A 16,301-nucleotide genomic window follows, 5' to 3' on the forward strand; every position below is an offset into this window, starting at 1 on the left:
TTCAGACGCGAGTCGCGATGCTCCAGCAGCTCATGCTGGCAGTTGTCGTCCTGGCGGTGACCGCGTTTGCGATCATCGCCGCCGTGCCCGGGGACTACACGATCTTCTTCGTCGGCGTGGGGATGATCTTCGTCCTCACCGTTGCGACGGTCCTCATTCCCTGGAACAGCCTGCCCGCGTGGGCGATCGGGGTCATCCCGGCGCTCGATATCGTCGCGATCCTGTTCATTCGTATCGCGTTCCCGCAGTCGGGGTTGGCGCTGCTCTGGCTGTTCCCCGTGATGTGGCTGTCGGCTTCGCTGGGGCTGCTCGGCTACATCGCGTCGAACCTGTTCATCTGGGTCGCGTACTGGTGGGTCATCGCCGCGGGTCAGGAGTCGGTGTTCACGTTCGCGCTGCTGCTCCTGCCGGTCGTGGTCCTCGCCGTCTCGACCGGGGCGTTCGTGAGCGTTCGGCGATTCGCCGCGCAGCGCAAGCTCCTCGACAAGCAGGCGCTCGTGCTCGGACAGAGTCTGGAGCGCACGCAGCACCAGGAGCAGCTGGTCACGCAGGTTCTCGACTCCGTCGATTTCGGTGTCATCCGCATCTCTGCCGACGGCAGCGTCACGATCACGAACGAAGCCCACGCGCGGATGCAGCACGCTCTCGTCGGCCCGGACGGACATCACCAGCTGCCCGCCTACGACACCGACGGCAAGACACCGCTCGACCCGGAACGGATGCCGCTTGCCCGCGCGCGCCGGGGGGAAGTGTTCGACAACCAGATCGTGTGGTTCGGGGCGCCGGACACGACCCGTCGCGCGCTGAGCGTCACAGCGCGTCGCCTCCGCGATGCGCAAGGCGCAGACGCCGGCGTCGTCGTCATCTCGAGGGACGTGACGGCGGAGCGGACGGCGCTGTTGGCGCGGGACAACGTCGTGGCATCCGTCTCGCACGAGCTCCGCGCGCCGCTCACCGCGATCGTCGGTTACCTCGATCTGGCGCTCGAGACCGACGGCATCCCCCCGAAGGTCCGCGGTGACCTCGAGGTCGCGACGCAGAACGCGGAACGGATGATCCAGATCATCTCCGACATCCTTTCGGCGACGTCATCGTCCAAGTCCACCGTGGACGTCACGATCTCGCCGGAGAACGTCGACCTTCAGCGACTGGTGCTCGAGTCGGCCGCCGCGTGGGAGCCGACCGCGCACGAACGGCGGATCACGATCTTCACCGACGACGTCCGACCCACTCACGCGTACGTCGACCCGGCACGGATGAGGCAGGTCGCCGACAACCTGATCAGCAACGCCATCAAGTACGGTCGCGAAGGAGGTTCGGTCCAGTTGGCGGTGTACGGCGACGAGACCGCCTCCTACCTCTTGGTCCGCGACGACGGGATCGGCCTGTCGGCAGAAGACCAGAACCGACTGTTCCGGCGGTTCTTCCGGGCGCACACGGACGTCGGTGGCACCGGCCTCGGCCTCACGATCTGCCGCGACATCGTGCGCGCGCACGGGGGCGAGATCATCGTGGGGAGCGAACAGGGTGTCGGTTCGGCGTTCCTCGTACGCGTCCCCGCCCAGGTTGACGTGACACTGCCGCCGATCGACCCGGAACACGCCCTCAACATGTCGGGGGCGATCACGACGGCGGGACGCTCGGACATGGAGGCGACGGCGTGACCCTCGACCTCTTCTCGGTCAGCGTGATGACCGCCGCGGTCGTCGTGATCGTCGGCGTGATCTACATCTCCGAAACGCTCATCCGCCGCGACGAGGTCTCGGGGCGCCACTGGTCGATCGCGTTCCTCGCCGGCATCCTCACCACGATCGCCTACGCGATGTGGGCGGCGGGCGCGGGATGGGTCGCGATCGCCGCGGGAAACGCGGCGTTCGTCGCGGCGACCGGCTTCATCTGGATCGGATGCCGAAGCTACAACGGCAACCGCACCCTCTGGGCCTACCTCACGGTCGGCGCCGGCATGGCGATCGCCTTCGTCGCGGTGGCCGCCGCCGGTCCCGATGGCGGCGATTGGGCAGGTGTCGTGTGGATGTACGCGGTGCTGACCGTGCTCGCCTCGCTGGGCGTGTGGGAGACCGCGCGTGGACGTTTGGCGCGGACCCGCACGACGATCGCCCTGGCCGTCGTGCTCGCCGTCGAGGCCGTCTACACGGCCGCGCGCGCGATCGTGTTCCTCATCCTCGGCCCCGACGATCCCGTGTTCCAGACGTGGTTCGCGACGATCCCCGCGAGCTTCGTCACGATCGCGCTCGTGATCACGGCGGCGATCGTCACCTCCATCCTGCGGGCCGGTCGGGCCGGGATGCGGGGCTACACCAATCTCGTCGCCGCTGACGGCACCGATCGCATCCTCACGGAGCCGCAGTTTCGTGCCACGGTGACGGACGTGCTCGAACGCGCGGCCGAGAAGGGCATCGGCATCGGCCTGGTCGCGATGCGCATCGACGATCTCCCGTTCATCGCCAAAGCGTTCGGGAACGAGGTGGGGCGACAGGTCGCCGTCGCCGCGCGCGACGCCGTGCGACGCACGGTGGAACCCCTCGCGGTCATCGGAGACGACGGGGCCACGCTGTTGTGGGTGTGCGATACGACCTGGGATGCGGCGGAGGCCCGTCGCCAGGCGTCCCGACTCGCCACTGCCGTCTTCGAGGCGCTCCGGAACGTTCCGGATGCCGTCGTGCCGGTGGTCGGGATCGGTGTCGCCGTGACGGACGACTTCGGATACCAGACCAGTGAGCTCATCGACGCGGCCGAGGCGGCATCCGCTCGCTCTGCGAAGACCGGCGACATCTCGGTGCTGATGGCAGAGCCGTCGCGTTCCCGCCCCCCGGCCGCGGCCGCCTCCGACCCGACGGCCTCGACTCGATCGGAGAACTGACCGTGCCCCTCATCGCGTTGACCGGCGGCATCGCCGCGGGAAAGTCCACGGTGGCGGAGCGTCTGGCCGAGCTGGGCGCGGTGATCGTCGACGCCGACCAGGTGGTGCGGGACGTCCAGGGCCCCGGGTCGCCGGTGCTGCAGAGAATCGTCGCGGAGTTCGGCGACGGCATCCTGTCGGCCGATGGCTCACTGAACCGTGCCGCGCTCGGCTCGCTCGTGTTCGGTCACCCCAACCGGCTCGCCGCGCTCAACGCGATCGTGCACCCGGCAGTGCGCGAGGAGTCCGCTCGCCGCTTCGGACAGGCTTTCTCGGCCGATGCGGACGCGGTCGTCGTCTACGACGTGCCGTTGCTGGTGGAGGCACGCGTCGACGACCCGTGGGAGCTGATCGTCGTCGCCCACGCGCCCGCCGAGGTGCGCGAGCGACGCCTTCGGGAGTTGCGGGGGATGAGCGCCCAGGAGGCGGCATCCCGCATCGCGTCGCAGGTCCCCGACGAGGCGCGCCTGGGGATCGCCGACGTCGTGATCGACACCGCGGGGACCCTCGCGCAGACCCGCGATCAGGTCGACGTGCTCTGGGAGGCGTTGCCGTTGCGGATCGCCGCCCGCACGTCGCGCTGACGCTTCCACCGCGGGATCATCACGGCAGCCGCGACGATCCCGCCGACCAGCAGCACGAATCCGACGATCGGGATCACGATCGCGAACACCGACAGCGCGAGGCTCGTGACATCCTCGACGGTGCTGACGATCGGGGCGGCGACGCCGGCCGTCGAGGCGTTCGCCAGCGGGCGGAATGAGGCCTTCACGACGTGGATGACCAGCGCGATCGCGACGCCGATGCCGATCGCCACCCAGTTCTGGTCCGCGAAGAACGCGCCCGGGTCATCCACACGCAGGGTCTCGGCGCTCGCTCCCGCGCCGAATGCGATTCCCCCGGACGCGGGACGGATGACCGTCTGTACGGCATCGTTGACGGAGTCGAGCACCGGCACCTTGTCGGCGATGATCTCGAGCACGAGCAGAGCGCCGATGATCCACAGGGCGATGTCGCTGGACAGCCATGCCCACCCGGCCGGGAGCTCGATCGCGTCGAAGAAGCGATTGGCAAGCCCGAGCACCAGCAGCGGCATCCATGCGTTCAGCCCCGCCGCTGCGGCGAGGCCGGATCCCACGAAGAACTCGAGCACCCCTCCAGGGTAGGCATCATCTGCGCCCACCGAAACGCCCGAAGCGGTCCCGCTCGTTGAGCGAGCGAAGCGGTCCGGCTCGTTGAGCGAGCGAAGCGAGACGAAACGCCACGCCAGCCCCGATGTCGGAGGGGCCGCCTACCCTGGAAAGGTGCAGACCACGCGATCCGTCCGACCGTTCGAAGTCGTCAGCGAGTACGCGCCGTCCGGTGACCAGCCGCAGGCGATCGCCGAGCTCGCGGCGCGCATCAACGCCGGCGAGACGGATGTCGTGCTGCTCGGCGCGACCGGCACCGGCAAGTCGGCGACCACCGCGTGGCTCATCGAACAGGTGCAGCGCCCGACGCTCGTGATGGCGCACAACAAGACGCTCGCCGCGCAGCTCGCCAACGAATTCCGCGAGCTCATGCCCCACAACGCCGTCGAGTATTTCGTGTCCTACTACGACTACTACCAACCCGAGGCGTACGTCCCGCAGACCGACACCTTCATCGAGAAGGACTCGTCGATCAACGCCGAGGTCGAACGGCTGCGGCACTCCACGACCAACTCGTTGCTGTCGCGTCGCGACGTCGTCGTGGTCTCGACGGTTTCGTGCATCTACGGCCTCGGCGCGCCGGAAGAGTACCTGCGGGCGATGGTCGCGCTGCAGGTGGGGGAGCGGTACGACCGCGACGCCCTCATCCGCAAGTTCATCGCGATGCAGTACAACCGCAACGATGTCGACTTCTCGCGCGGCAACTTCCGTGTGCGCGGCGACACGATCGAGATCATCCCGGTGTACGAGGAGTACGCCATCCGTATCGAGCTGTTCGGGGACGAGATCGAGGCGCTGTATCTGCTGCATCCGTTGACAGGCGATGTGATCCAGAAGATGGATTCCGTGCCGATCTTCCCGGCATCCCACTACGTCGCCGGAACGGAGACCGTGCAGCGCGCGATCGGCACGATCGAGGACGAGCTCGCGCTGCGGCTGAAGGAACTCGAATCCCAGCAGAAGCTCCTCGAGGCTCAGCGGCTGCGGATGCGGACGACGTTCGACCTCGAGATGCTGCAGCAGCTGGGCTTCTGCTCGGGAATCGAGAACTATTCGCGGCACCTCGACGGCCGTGAGCCGGGGGAACCGCCGCACACGCTGCTGGACTTCTTCCCCGATGACTTCCTGCTCGTGATCGACGAGTCGCACGTGACGGTGCCGCAGATCGGTGCCATGTACGAGGGGGACGCCTCGCGCAAGCGCACCCTCGTCGATCACGGCTTCCGACTGCCGTCGGCCCTCGACAACCGTCCGCTTCGGTTCGACGAGTTCAAGAATCGGGTCGGTCAGACGGTGTACCTGTCCGCCACACCGGGCCGGTACGAGATGGGTATCGCCGACGGGGTCGTGGAGCAGATCATCCGCCCGACCGGTCTGGTCGACCCGCAGATCATCGTCAAGCCGTCGAAGGGGCAGATCGACGATCTGCTCGAGGAGATCCGCATCCGTGTGGAACGTGACGAGCGGGTGCTCGTCACGACGCTCACCAAGAAGATGGCGGAGGAGCTGACCGACTTCCTCGGCGAGCACGGCGTGCGGGTGCGGTATCTGCACTCGGATGTCGACACCCTGCGTCGTGTGGAGCTGCTCAGCGAACTGCGCTCGGGCGTGTACGACGTCCTGGTCGGTATCAACCTGCTGCGGGAGGGTCTTGACCTGCCCGAAGTCTCGCTTGTCTCGATCCTGGATGCCGACAAGGAGGGCTTCCTGCGCTCGGGGACGTCGCTGATTCAGACGATCGGGCGCGCCGCGCGAAACGTGTCGGGCGAGGTGCACATGTACGCCGACACCATTACTGACTCCATGCGTGCGGCGATCGACGAGACCGACCGGCGCCGCGAGAAGCAGATCGCGTACAACCTCGAGCACGGCATCGATCCGCAGCCGCTGCGTAAGAAGATCGCCGACATCACGGATGCCCTGATCCGCGAGGGCGCCGACACGAAGGCGATGCTCAGCCGTCGGGATGGCGCGGCTGCAAAGAGCGGCAAGGGCAAGAGCCCGACGCCGAACCTGCGGCGAGAGGGCATCGCTGCCGAGGGGGCGAACCAGCTCGAGGCGACGATCGCCGATCTCTCGGACCAGATGCTCGCCGCGGCATCCGAGTTGAAGTTCGAGCTCGCCGCGCGGCTTCGTGACGAGGTGCAAGACCTCAAGAAGGAGCTTCGCGCGATGGAGCGCGCCGGCCACGCCTGACCGATCATGAGCGGACGCATCCGTCCGTTCGTTGAGCGAGCGAAGCGAGTCGAGACGCATCCGTCCGTTCGTTGAGCGAGCGAAGCGAGTCGAGACGACATGAGAGAGTGCTGCACATGCAGCAGAGACTCAGTCTGATCACGCTCGGGGTGTCGGACCTCGAGCGTGCGATCGCCTTCTATCGCGCGATGGGCTGGACGTCGCATCCGGCATCCGTACCCGGGGTCGTCGCGTTCTTCCAGCTGGACGGTCTCGCCTTCGCGCTGTGGAGCCGCGCTGAGTTGGCCGCGGACTCCGCTGTCGATGACCCCGGCGGATGGGGCGGTGTCACGCTCGCCTACAACGTGCGGTCGGCCGATGATGTCGCCCCGGTGCTCGCCGCAGCCGAGGCGGCCGGCGGGCGCATCGGCCGCCCGGCGGCGCCGACCCCCTGGGGTGGTTTCTCGGGCGTGTTCATCGATCCCGACGGCCACCCGTGGGAGGTAGCCCACAATCCGAGCTGGCCGCTCGATGACGCAGGCCGCGTCACGATCGGCTGACGTCGCGCCGCCGAGGATGGGAACCCGTCGGGTCCGCTGCTCGTGCGCTGGGCGCAACGGCGCAGGAAGTCGCCGACCCGCGGCAGCCCTGGAGGCTTTTGCGGAGTGCCGCAGCATCCGTGCGCCGTTGTGTCCACACGCGGGCACGGATCACGGGGGAGTATGCGGGGGTTCGACTCAGGCGAGGCGCGCGGCGCGGCCCGTGAAGGGCTGCAGACCGTCGCGGAGTTCGGCCAGCTGTTCCGCTCCGAGACCGGTGACGGCCATGATCTGGCGCGGGACATCGAGCGCCTGTTCCCGCAGCGCGCGCCCGGTCGGAGTCAGGCTGATGTCGAGCACGCGCTCGTCATCCGTCCGCCGCGCACGCGTGACGCGTCCCTGCGCCTCCAGGCGCTTGACGAGCGGGGAGAGGGTGGCGGGCTCCATCGCGAGTTCATCCGCGAGCTCCCCGAGCGAGCGCGGGGACTGCTCCCACAGTGCGAGCATCACCAGGTACTGCGGATGCGTCAGGCCGAGCGGCTCGAGAATCGGCCGGTAGATCGACACGACGTTGCGCGCGGCGGTCACGAGCGCGAAGCACACCTGGTTCTCGAGCTTCAGCAGATCCTCGTCATCCGTCATGGAGACATCCTATCGATTGGTTAGTACACTAATTATCGTGACGCGAAAGAATGGCGAAGAGAAGCGGCCGCTGCGTGAGCGGGTACGCGAAGCCGGTGGGTGGTACACGTGGTTCAACACCAACCTCATCCGCGTCGCCGGCCCGCCCGCCGTCAGCCCCCTCGAGCCCGGTCCCACCGCCGAGGAGCGCGCGGAGCGGGCCTGTCCGCTGTGCCGCCAGCCCATGAACCGCCACGAGTTCGACCGTTCGGGCGACAAACCCCTGATGCACTGCCCCTGAGCTCGGAACCGCGTCCCGCTTTCGTTCGTTGAGCGGGCGCAGCGAGTCGAAACGCATCCGTTCATTCGGTCGTTGAGCGAGCGCAGCGAGTCGAAGCGCTCACCCTGAGCGCTGTGAACGGTGCCGTCGGCTCCATCCACGTACTGCCTCGAGTCCTCCCGAGATCAGTGCCCCTCGCTTGTCATGTGACCATCCCCGGATGCGCTTCTCCCAGGCGAATGCTTCCTCGACCCGCTCGAACTCCTCCGACCAGACGAGGCGGACAGGCAGGCGACGCTTCGTGTACTCCGCGCCATGCCCCGACGCGTGCTGCGCGAACCGCACGGTGATGTCGCGGGTACTTCCGACGTACAAGGTGTGGTCGGCGCACTCCAGGATGTAGACGTATGGCATGTCGGCACACTAGGCGTGCGCGGTTCGCTTCCTCGGCGCGGGGCGGTCGTTTCGACTCGCTTCGCTCGCTCAACGACCGGGGGAGGAGCGGTGTGCTCGGCGCGGGGGCGGTCGTTTCGACTCGCTTCGCTCGCTCAACGACCGGGGGAGGAGCTCTACGACCGGGGGAGGAGCTCAATGACCGGGGGAGGAGCGCCGCGGATGCACCGACGGATGCTCAGAGCGAAGCCCGGATCCGATGTCGGAGGGCGCACCTACACTTGTCGGGTGCCCATCGTCCCTGTGTCTACGCCTGCCCATAGCAGCGGAACTCTGAGTGTCCGCGGCGCCCGCGTCCACAACCTCAAGGATGTCGATCTCGACATCCCGCGCGACTCGCTCGTGGTCTTCACCGGCCTGTCGGGGTCGGGCAAGTCGAGCCTCGCGTTCGACACCATCTTCGCCGAAGGCCAGCGCCGCTACATCGAGTCGCTGAGCTCGTATGCGCGCCAGTTCCTGGGGCAGGTCGACCGGCCGGATGTCGATTTCATCGAGGGGCTGAGCCCTGCCGTCTCGATCGACCAGAAGTCGACGAACCGCAATCCGCGATCGACGGTGGGGACGATCACCGAGATCCACGACTACATGCGTCTGCTGTGGGCGCGCATCGGCGTTCCCCATTGTCCCGAGTGCGGCGCGCAGATCCAGCGTCAGACGGTGCAGCAGATCGCCGACCAGCTCATGGAGCTGCCCGAGCGCACCCGGTACCAGATCGTCGCCCCGGTCGTCACCCAGAAGAAGGGCGAGTTCGTCGACCTCTTCAAGGAGCTGTCGGCCAAGGGGTACGCCCGCGCCGTCGTCGACGGCGAGCTCATCCAGCTCGCCGAACCCCCGACGCTGAAGAAAAGCTACAAGCACGACATCGCGGTCGTCGTCGACCGCCTCGTCGCAAGCCCCGACATCCTCGGCCGCATCACCGACTCCGTCGAGACCGCACTCGGGCTTGCCGGTGGCATCATGCAGGTCAACTTCGTCGACGAAGAGGGCGAGGATGCCTGGCAATCGTTCAGCGAGAAGCTCTCGTGCCCCAACGGGCATCCGCTGCAGCTGACCGAGATCGAGCCGCGCACGTTCTCGTTCAACGCGCCCTTCGGCGCCTGTCCCACCTGTTCGGGCCTGGGCACCCGGATGTCGGTGGATGTCGAGCTCATGCTCGGCGACCCCGACCTGTCGATCCGCGAGGGCGTGCTGATCCCGTGGACCACGCAGGGCAAGGGCCTGTTCCAGTACTTCGAGCGGCTGCTCGAGGGCCTGGCGGATGACCTCGGCTTCTCGCTGGACACCCCCTGGCGCGAACTGCCGGCCGAAGTGCAGAACGCCGTCCTGCACGGCGAGAACTTCAAGGTCAACGTCAAGTGGAAGAACCGGTACGGGCGCGAGATGCGCTACACGTCCGGTTTCGAGGGTGTCGTGCCCTACATCGAGCGCCAGTACGTACAGGCCGAGTCCGACACGCAGCGTCAGCGCTGGGCCGAGTACCTGCGCGAGGTTCCGTGTCCCGCGTGCAACGGCGACCGCCTCAAGCCCGAGGTGCTCGCGGTGCTCGTCCACGGGCGGTCGATCGCGGACGCCTCGCGCCTGAGCCTCGCCGAAGCCCAGGAGTACTTCGCGAAGCTCGAGCTGACCGATCGCGAGGCGATGATCGCGGCTGCCGTGCTGCGCGAGATCCGCGCGCGCCTCGAGTTCCTCATCCAGGTCGGCCTGAACTACCTCAACCTGAGTCGGTCGGCGGGTTCGCTCTCCGGCGGCGAGGCCCAGCGCATCCGTCTGGCGACCCAGATCGGCTCGGGGCTCACGGGCGTGCTCTACGTGCTCGACGAGCCCTCGATTGGGCTGCACCAGCGCGACAACCGTCGCCTCATCGAGACGCTCCTCAAGCTCAAGGGCCTCGGCAACACCCTGATCGTCGTCGAGCATGACGAAGAGACGATCCACGCCGCCGACTGGATCGTCGACATCGGCCCGCGCGCCGGCGTCGACGGTGGACACGTCGTGCACTCGGGGCCGCTCGCCGACCTCCTCGCCGACCCGGCATCCATCACGGGGGACTACCTGGCCGGGCGCCGCAGTATCCCGATCCCCGCCGCCCGTCGCGCCATCGACAAGAAACGGATGCTGGAGGTCGTCGGCGCGCGCGAGAACAACCTCAAGCAGGTCTCGGCACAGTTCCCCCTCGGGGTGCTGACCGCTGTCACGGGCGTGAGCGGCTCGGGCAAGTCCTCACTGGTCAACGACATCCTCTACCAGGTGCTTGCGGCCCGCCTCAACGGGGCGCGCACCGTTCCCGGCAAGCACACGCGGGTCACGGGCCTCGACAACCTCGACAAGGTCGTGCACGTCGACCAGGCGCCGATCGGCCGCACGCCCCGCTCGAACCCCGCGACCTACACGGGCGTGTTCGACCGCATCCGTACCCTCTTCAGTGAGACACCCGAGGCCAAAGCCCGTGGCTACCAACCCGGGCGGTTCAGTTTCAACGTCAAGGGCGGGCGCTGCGAGGCATGCTCGGGCGACGGCACGATCAAGATCGAGATGAACTTCCTGCCCGACGTGTACGTCGACTGCGAGGTGTGCCATGGCAAGCGGTATAACCGTGACACCTTGAGCGTGCACTACAAGGGCAAGAACATCGCCGAGGTGCTCGAGATGCCGATCGCTGAGGCGGCGGTGTTCTTCGAGCCGATCCAGGCGATCCACCGCTATCTGCAGACCCTCGTGGACGTCGGACTCGGCTACGTACGGCTCGGGCAGTCCGCGACGACCCTCTCGGGCGGCGAGGCGCAGCGCGTCAAGCTCGCGACCGAGCTGCAGCGGCGCAGCAACGGGCGCAGCATCTACGTGCTCGACGAGCCGACGACGGGCCTGCACTTCGAGGACGTCCGACGGCTGCTGGAGGTGTTGAACGGCCTCGTCGACAAGGGCAACACCGTGATCGTCATCGAGCACAACCTCGACGTCATCAAGTCCGCCGACTGGATCATCGACCTCGGGCCGGAGGGGGGCTCCGGAGGTGGCGAGATCGTCGCCACCGGCACGCCCGAGCAGGTGGCGCAGGTGCGGGAGAGCTACACCGGACACTTCCTGGCCGAACTCTTCGACGCCCACGACGCGCCGGCGGCCCGCAAGGCGGGCTGAGCGTGGCTCGCGCCACCCACCCCCAGCTCGCGTACCGGCCCCAGCCGGGGGAGATCCCGACCAACCCGGGCGTCTACCGGTTCCGCGACGACGCCGGTCGCATCCTGTACGTCGGCAAGGCGAAGAACCTGCGGGCCCGCCTGTCGAACTACTTCGCGCCGTTGCACACCCTGCACGAGCGCACCAGACGGATGGTGACCACCGCCACCGGGGTCGAGTGGACGGTCGTCGGCAGCGACGTCGAGGCCCTGCAGCTCGAGTACATGTGGATCCAGGAGTACTCGCCGCCGTTCAACGTGCGCTACAAGGACGACAAGTCCTATCCGTACATGGCGATCACGCTCGCCGACGAGGCTCCTCGGGTCATGGTGACCCGCAACCACCGAATCCGCGGCGCCAAGTACTTCGGGCCCTACCCCAAGGTCTGGGCGGTGCACGAGGTCATCGACCTCATGATCAAGGTCTTCCCGATTCGCACGTGCAGCGACTCGTCGTACAAGCGGGCGATGGCCACCGGCAGGCCCTGCTTCCCCGGTCAGATCGGCCGATGCGGCGGACCGTGTTCGATGAAGGTCACGATCGACGAGCACCGAGCGATCGTGGAGGACTTCGTCGCCTTTATGTCCGGCGGCGACCAGCGCTTCACGAAGCAGTTGACGGCCCGGATGCGCGAGGCATCCGCGGCGATGGACTACGAATCCGCCGCGGTGTACCGCGACCGGCTGCAGGCGATCGAGGCGGTGCTCAACAAGAGCGCGCTCGTGCTTCCCGCCGATACGGATGCCGACCTGTTCGGCATCGCGGAAGACGAACTGGCCGCCGCGGTGCAGCATTTCGTCATCCGCGGCGGACGTGTGCGAGGCGTGCGGGCCACCACGATCGAGAAGGAACTCGACATCACCGGGGGAGACCTCGTCGACCAGATCCTGCAGCGCACGTACGGGGATGCCGCCGCGACCGAGATTCCCAAGCAGGTCCTCGTGCCGGCGATGCCCGAAGACGCCGCCGAGTTGGAAGCGTGGCTACGGGACAAGCGCGGCACCAACGTGACGATCCAGGTCGCACAGCGCGGGGCGAAGGCCGATCTCATGAAGAACGCGGCCCTCAACGCGCAGCAGGCGCTGCTGCTGCACAAGACGCGGCGCACGAGCGACTACGTCGCGCGCACACAGGCCCTGACCGATCTGCAGGAAGCGCTTGGCCTCGACGAGGCACCCCTGCGGATCGAGTGCTACGACGTGTCACACCTCAGCGGAACGAACGTGGTTGCCTCGATGGTGGTGTTCGAAGACGGACTGCCGCGCAAAGACCAGTACCGCACGTTCGGCATCCCGGAGACGACCGACGACACCGACTCGCTCTACCAGGTGCTCACCCGCCGGCTCGCGTACATCGACGATGACCGGAATGCCGCGGAGACGGATGCCGTCGCCGACGCCCCACGCACCGCGGAAGCCGCAGACGCCCAAGCCACAACCACCGCGCACGTACCGGAGGGGGCACTCGACCCGGTCAGCACCGACCCGACCGCCGACGGCACCGTCGTGACGGCGCGCTCCCGGCCGCGCTTCGCGTATCGCCCTCAGCTGCTCGTGGTCGATGGCGGCAAGCCGCAGGTGGCCGCCGCGGCGCGCGCTCTGGCCGATGCGGGGCATCCGCAGATCGCGCTGTGCGGCATCGCGAAACGCCTCGAGGAGGTGTGGCTGCCCGGCGAGGACTACCCCGTGATCTTGCCGCGCACGAGCGAAGCGCTGTATCTGCTGCAGCGGCTTCGTGACGAAGCGCACCGCTTCGCGATCACCAAGCAGCGGGGAAAGCGCAAGCGCGACATCCAGACCGTTCTCGCGGAGATCCCGGGGCTGGGAGAGGCCCGCATCCGTGCACTCCTGCGCCACTTCGGTTCTGTCACCGCCCTCAAGAACGCGACAGCCGAGCAGATCCAGGAGTTGCCCGGCATCGGTCCCAAGCTCGCCGCGACGATCCACGCGCGCCTGGCGAGTCGATAGGCTGTCAGTGCGCGCGGGCGGCCCCGTGCCCGACGAGCACAGCGCCCGACGTGCCCGCAGACCGCGCCACCCGAGGACGAGGGGTCCCGATGGACGAGACGACAGCCGCGACCAGCGACGTGCTCATCCTCACGGGGATGTCCGGCGCCGGGCGCTCGACAGCGGCGAACGCCCTCGAGGACCTCGGCTGGTACGTCGTCGACAACCTGCCCCCGCAGATGCTCAAGCCCCTCCTGGAGCTCTCGGAGATCGCGGCGTCCGCTCTGCCGAAGGTCGCCGCGGTGGTCGATGTGCGTGGCCGGGACCTGTTCGCAGCGCTTCCCGCCGAGGTGGGGGAGCTGCGCTCCCGGAGGCATGTGCGCATCGTGTTCCTCGATGCGTCGGACGACGTCCTCGTGCGGCGCTTCGAAGCCGTTCGCCGGCCGCATCCGCTGCAGGGCGAGGGCACGATCATCGACGGCATCCGCATCGAACGCGAGCGTCTGTCCGAGATCCGTGAGCGCGCGGACATCGTCGTGGATACGACCTCCCTGAACGTTCATCAGCTCGCGACGCGCATCTTCGAGCTGTTCTCCGACGAAGGCGCCGCCCGCCACATGCTCACGATCATGAGCTTCGGCTTCAAGTACGGTCTGCCGACGGATGCCGACATGGTCGCCGACATGCGTTTTCTGCCCAACCCCTACTGGGATCCCGCGCTGCGGGCCTTCACCGGTCAGGATCCGCAGGTGCGCCAGTACGTGCTCGCGCAGCCCGGAGCCGGGGAGTTCGTGGAAGCGTACGCCACGGCGCTGCGCCCGGTGCTGCAGGGCTACCAGCGCGAGAACAAGCGCCACTCGGTCGTCGCGGTCGGCTGCACGGGCGGCAAACACCGATCCGTCGTCGTCGCCCAGGAACTCGCTCGGCGGCTCGAGGGTGAGACGGGCGTCGCCGTGCGCGTCAAGCACCGCGACCTCGGCCGCGAATAGCGCCCGGGATCGGTCCGCGCGGGAGAATTCCCGCGATGCGCCCGAGTAGGCTAGATCGTCATCCGCCGGCCCTGCCGGCACCCCTGAAAGGAGCCCCGTGTCGCTGACGGCCGATGTCAAAGCAGAGCTCATCGCGGTTCGGGATCCGCTTCCCAGCGCCCGGGTCGCCGAGTTGACATCACTGCTCCGGTTCGCGGGCGGACTGCACTCCATCGCGAACCGTGTCGCCGTCGAGGCGGAGGTGGACTCCGAAGCCCTCGCGCGTCGGGTGGGGCGCGAGCTCGTGGAGATCTACGGGGTGCGTCCCGAGATCGTCCAGACACAGGGCTCCGGCTCCCGCGCCGGCGCTCTGTTCGCGGTGCGCGTCATCGACGGAGGCGAGACGCTGGCTCGTCAGACCGGTCTGCTCGACCAGCGGCGCCGGCCCGTGCGCGGACTGCCCAACAAGCTCACGACCGGCTCCCGCGGTGATCTGGCGGCGGTGTGGCGCGGCGCGTTCCTCGGTGCCGGAGCTCTCAGCGACCCCGGCAGATCGGCCTCTCTTGACGTCCTGTGCCCGTCTTCCGAAGCAGCGATGGCTCTCGTGGGTGCTGCCCACCGCCTCGGCGTCGGGGCGAAAGCCCGAGAAGTGCGCGGAGCGCCCCGCGTGGTCGTCCGCGAGGGGGACGCGATCCGAGCAGCGCTCTCGGTGATGGGTGCGCGGCAGGTCGCCGCGCACTGGGATGAGATGCGTCAACGTCGTGAAGTACGCGCGGGGGTCAATCGCCTCGTGAACTTCGACGACGCCAACCTGCGTCGCTCAGCGCAGGCCGCCGTCGCGGCGTGCGCACGCGTCGAACGGGCCCTCGAGATCCTCGGCGATGACATCCCCGACCACCTCCGCGAGGCCGGCGACCTGCGCCTTGCCCACCGGGACGCGAGCCTGGACGAACTCGGGCATCACGCCGACCCGCCCCTCACGAAGGATGCCGTTGCGGGCCGCATCCGTCGTCTGCTCGCGATGGCCGACAAGAAAGCCGCTGCGGAAGGAATTCCCGGCACCGAATCCGCGGTGCCCGCGAGTGCGCTGGACTGACGCGCCGCCTCCCGGCTGCCATCGCGCCGACCGTTAACCGGTAGTTCGCTCTCGCGCAAGACCCGCCGGAGACAGCCCCAGGCTCACTAGGATGACAAGCAGTCACCCCCAGCGACGCCGGGGCTTCCCTGGCGCCGCGACGACAGGAAGAAAAGAGCGAATGGCCACCTACACCCTTCCCGACCTCCCCTACGACTACGCTGCGCTCGAGCCGCACATCAGCGCCACGATCATGCAGCTTCACCACGACAAGCACCACCAGGCGTACGTGACGGGCGCCAACACGGCTCTCGAGCAGCTCGCCGAGGCGCGGGAGACCGGCAACCTCGCGAACGTGAACAAGCTCGAGAAGGACCTCTCGTTCAACCTCGGCGGCCACACCAACCACTCGATCTTCTGGACCAACATGTCGCCCGACGGCGGCGACAAGCCCACCGGTGAGCTCGCCGCAGCGATCGACGAGTACTTCGGGTCCTTCGACGGCTTCCAGAAGCACTTCACCGCAGCGGCGCTCGGCGTGCAGGGCTCGGGCTGGGCGGCGCTGTTCTGGGACTCGATCGGGCAGCGCCTGATCATCCAGCAGATCTTCGACCAGCAGGGTCAGCTCGCTGCCGCGAGTGTCCCGCTGCTCATGCTCGACGTCTGGGAGCACGCCTACTACCTGGACTATCAGAACGTCCGCGCCGACTACGTCAAGGCCTTCTGGAACATCGTCAACTGGCAGAACGTCCAGGACCGCTTTGTCACGGCCCGTGAGAAGACGGCGGGTCTGCTGCTAGGGTCATGATCAGGTGAGGATGCCGCGGAGCCCTCGCCGACTCGGGGGCTCCGGCACCCTCATATGTCTGCTGGAACACACCACAAATGACACCCCTCTCCGGGTCGTCGATCCGGAGCTGACCCCCGGCGCTTTGGCGCGATGAGAATCAGGGAGACACC

The 16,301-nt window shown here is 67.9% G+C and carries 14 protein-coding genes; 11 read left to right on the forward strand and 3 right to left on the reverse strand.

Annotation, left to right across the window (positions count from 1 at the left end):
- Positions 1-17: 17 nt before the first annotated feature.
- From ACSGC5_RS13110 to coaE, 3 genes are read left to right on the forward strand one after another with little or no spacing between them, the layout of a single operon-like run.
- Positions 18-1,664 (forward strand): sensor histidine kinase, encoded by a 1,647-nt coding sequence (locus ACSGC5_RS13110; protein ID WP_434971045.1) that lies wholly within the window; start codon positions 18-20, stop codon positions 1,662-1,664.
- Positions 1,661-2,881 (forward strand): hypothetical protein, encoded by a 1,221-nt coding sequence (locus ACSGC5_RS13115; RefSeq protein ID WP_434971046.1) that lies wholly within the window; start codon positions 1,661-1,663, stop codon positions 2,879-2,881. Before ACSGC5_RS13110 ends, ACSGC5_RS13115 begins: the two co-directional genes overlap by 4 nt.
- 2 nt (positions 2,882-2,883) lie before the next feature.
- On the forward strand, positions 2,884-3,504 hold the full coding sequence (gene coaE / locus ACSGC5_RS13120; protein WP_434971047.1) for a dephospho-CoA kinase: 621 nt from the start codon (positions 2,884-2,886) through the stop codon (positions 3,502-3,504).
- On the opposite strand, the gene ACSGC5_RS13125 is transcribed toward coaE, so the two are convergent.
- A complete protein-coding gene (locus ACSGC5_RS13125; protein ID WP_434971048.1) occupies positions 3,444-4,073 on the reverse strand; it encodes a DUF4126 domain-containing protein in 630 nt (209 codons plus the stop codon). The two genes, coaE and ACSGC5_RS13125, sit on opposite strands and share 61 nt — an antisense overlap.
- Before the next feature lie 151 nt (positions 4,074-4,224).
- Between ACSGC5_RS13125 and uvrB the strand changes: the two genes are divergently transcribed.
- Positions 4,225-6,306: an excinuclease ABC subunit UvrB gene (gene uvrB / locus ACSGC5_RS13130; RefSeq protein ID WP_434971049.1), complete on the forward strand. Its 2,082-nt coding sequence runs from the start codon at positions 4,225-4,227 to the stop codon at positions 6,304-6,306.
- Between the two features lie 116 nt (positions 6,307-6,422).
- A complete protein-coding gene (locus ACSGC5_RS13135; protein WP_434971050.1) occupies positions 6,423-6,845 on the forward strand; it encodes a VOC family protein in 423 nt (140 codons plus the stop codon).
- Positions 6,846-7,022: 177 nt separating this feature from the next.
- Here the strand turns inward: ACSGC5_RS13135 and ACSGC5_RS13140 are convergent, their stop codons facing one another.
- On the reverse strand, positions 7,023-7,466 hold the full coding sequence (locus tag ACSGC5_RS13140; protein ID WP_434971051.1) for a MarR family winged helix-turn-helix transcriptional regulator: 444 nt from the start codon (positions 7,464-7,466) through the stop codon (positions 7,023-7,025).
- A 34-nt stretch (positions 7,467-7,500) separates the two neighbouring features.
- Between ACSGC5_RS13140 and ACSGC5_RS13145 the strand changes: the two genes are divergently transcribed.
- Entirely contained in the window at positions 7,501-7,746 is a 246-nt protein-coding gene (locus ACSGC5_RS13145; protein ID WP_434971102.1) for a hypothetical protein, read from the forward strand.
- A gap of 99 nt (positions 7,747-7,845) precedes the next feature.
- Here the strand turns inward: ACSGC5_RS13145 and ACSGC5_RS13150 are convergent, their stop codons facing one another.
- A complete protein-coding gene (locus ACSGC5_RS13150; RefSeq protein WP_434971052.1) occupies positions 7,846-8,139 on the reverse strand; it encodes a GIY-YIG nuclease family protein in 294 nt (97 codons plus the stop codon).
- A gap of 267 nt (positions 8,140-8,406) precedes the next feature.
- Here ACSGC5_RS13150 and uvrA point away from each other — a divergent pair, with 267 nt between their 5' ends.
- The 5 genes from uvrA to ACSGC5_RS13175 all read left to right on the forward strand — a co-directional run bounded on the left by uvrA (position 8,407) and on the right by ACSGC5_RS13175 (position 16,149).
- Positions 8,407-11,313 (forward strand): excinuclease ABC subunit UvrA, encoded by a 2,907-nt coding sequence (gene uvrA, locus ACSGC5_RS13155; protein WP_434971053.1) that lies wholly within the window; start codon positions 8,407-8,409, stop codon positions 11,311-11,313.
- 2 nt (positions 11,314-11,315) lie between these two features.
- Positions 11,316-13,319, forward strand: coding sequence for an excinuclease ABC subunit UvrC (uvrC, locus tag ACSGC5_RS13160; RefSeq protein ID WP_434971054.1), 2,004 nt, complete (start codon positions 11,316-11,318; stop codon positions 13,317-13,319).
- 89 nt (positions 13,320-13,408) lie between these two features.
- On the forward strand, positions 13,409-14,287 hold the full coding sequence (gene rapZ, locus ACSGC5_RS13165; protein WP_434971055.1) for an RNase adapter RapZ: 879 nt from the start codon (positions 13,409-13,411) through the stop codon (positions 14,285-14,287).
- Positions 14,288-14,384: 97 nt separating this feature from the next.
- Positions 14,385-15,362: a DNA-binding protein WhiA gene (gene whiA, locus ACSGC5_RS13170; RefSeq protein WP_434971056.1), complete on the forward strand. Its 978-nt coding sequence runs from the start codon at positions 14,385-14,387 to the stop codon at positions 15,360-15,362.
- Positions 15,363-15,522: 160 nt separating this feature from the next.
- Positions 15,523-16,149 (forward strand): superoxide dismutase, encoded by a 627-nt coding sequence (locus ACSGC5_RS13175; protein WP_434971057.1) that lies wholly within the window; start codon positions 15,523-15,525, stop codon positions 16,147-16,149.
- Positions 16,150-16,301 lie beyond the last annotated feature (152 nt).

Origin of the sequence: Microbacterium sp. bgisy207 (assembly GCF_965345035.1) — a bacterium.
In the GTDB taxonomy this organism is placed as follows: Bacteria; Actinomycetota; Actinomycetes; order Actinomycetales; family Microbacteriaceae; genus Microbacterium.

Bases quoted from the DNA above. Each gene is read 5' to 3' on its own strand.
- ACSGC5_RS13110 (WP_434971045.1), top strand. From the start codon at position 18: ATGCTCCAGCAGCTCATGCTGGCAGTTGTCGTCCTGGCGGTGACCGCG.
- ACSGC5_RS13135 (WP_434971050.1), top strand. From the start codon at position 6,423: ATGCAGCAGAGACTCAGTCTGATCACGCTCGGGGTGTCGGACCTCGAG.
- ACSGC5_RS13140 (WP_434971051.1), bottom strand. From the start codon at position 7,466: ATGACGGATGACGAGGATCTGCTGAAGCTCGAGAACCAGGTGTGCTTC.
- ACSGC5_RS13150 (WP_434971052.1), bottom strand. From the start codon at position 8,139: ATGCCATACGTCTACATCCTGGAGTGCGCCGACCACACCTTGTACGTC.
- rapZ (WP_434971055.1), top strand. From the start codon at position 13,409: ATGGACGAGACGACAGCCGCGACCAGCGACGTGCTCATCCTCACGGGG.
- ACSGC5_RS13175 (WP_434971057.1), top strand. From the start codon at position 15,523: ATGGCCACCTACACCCTTCCCGACCTCCCCTACGACTACGCTGCGCTC.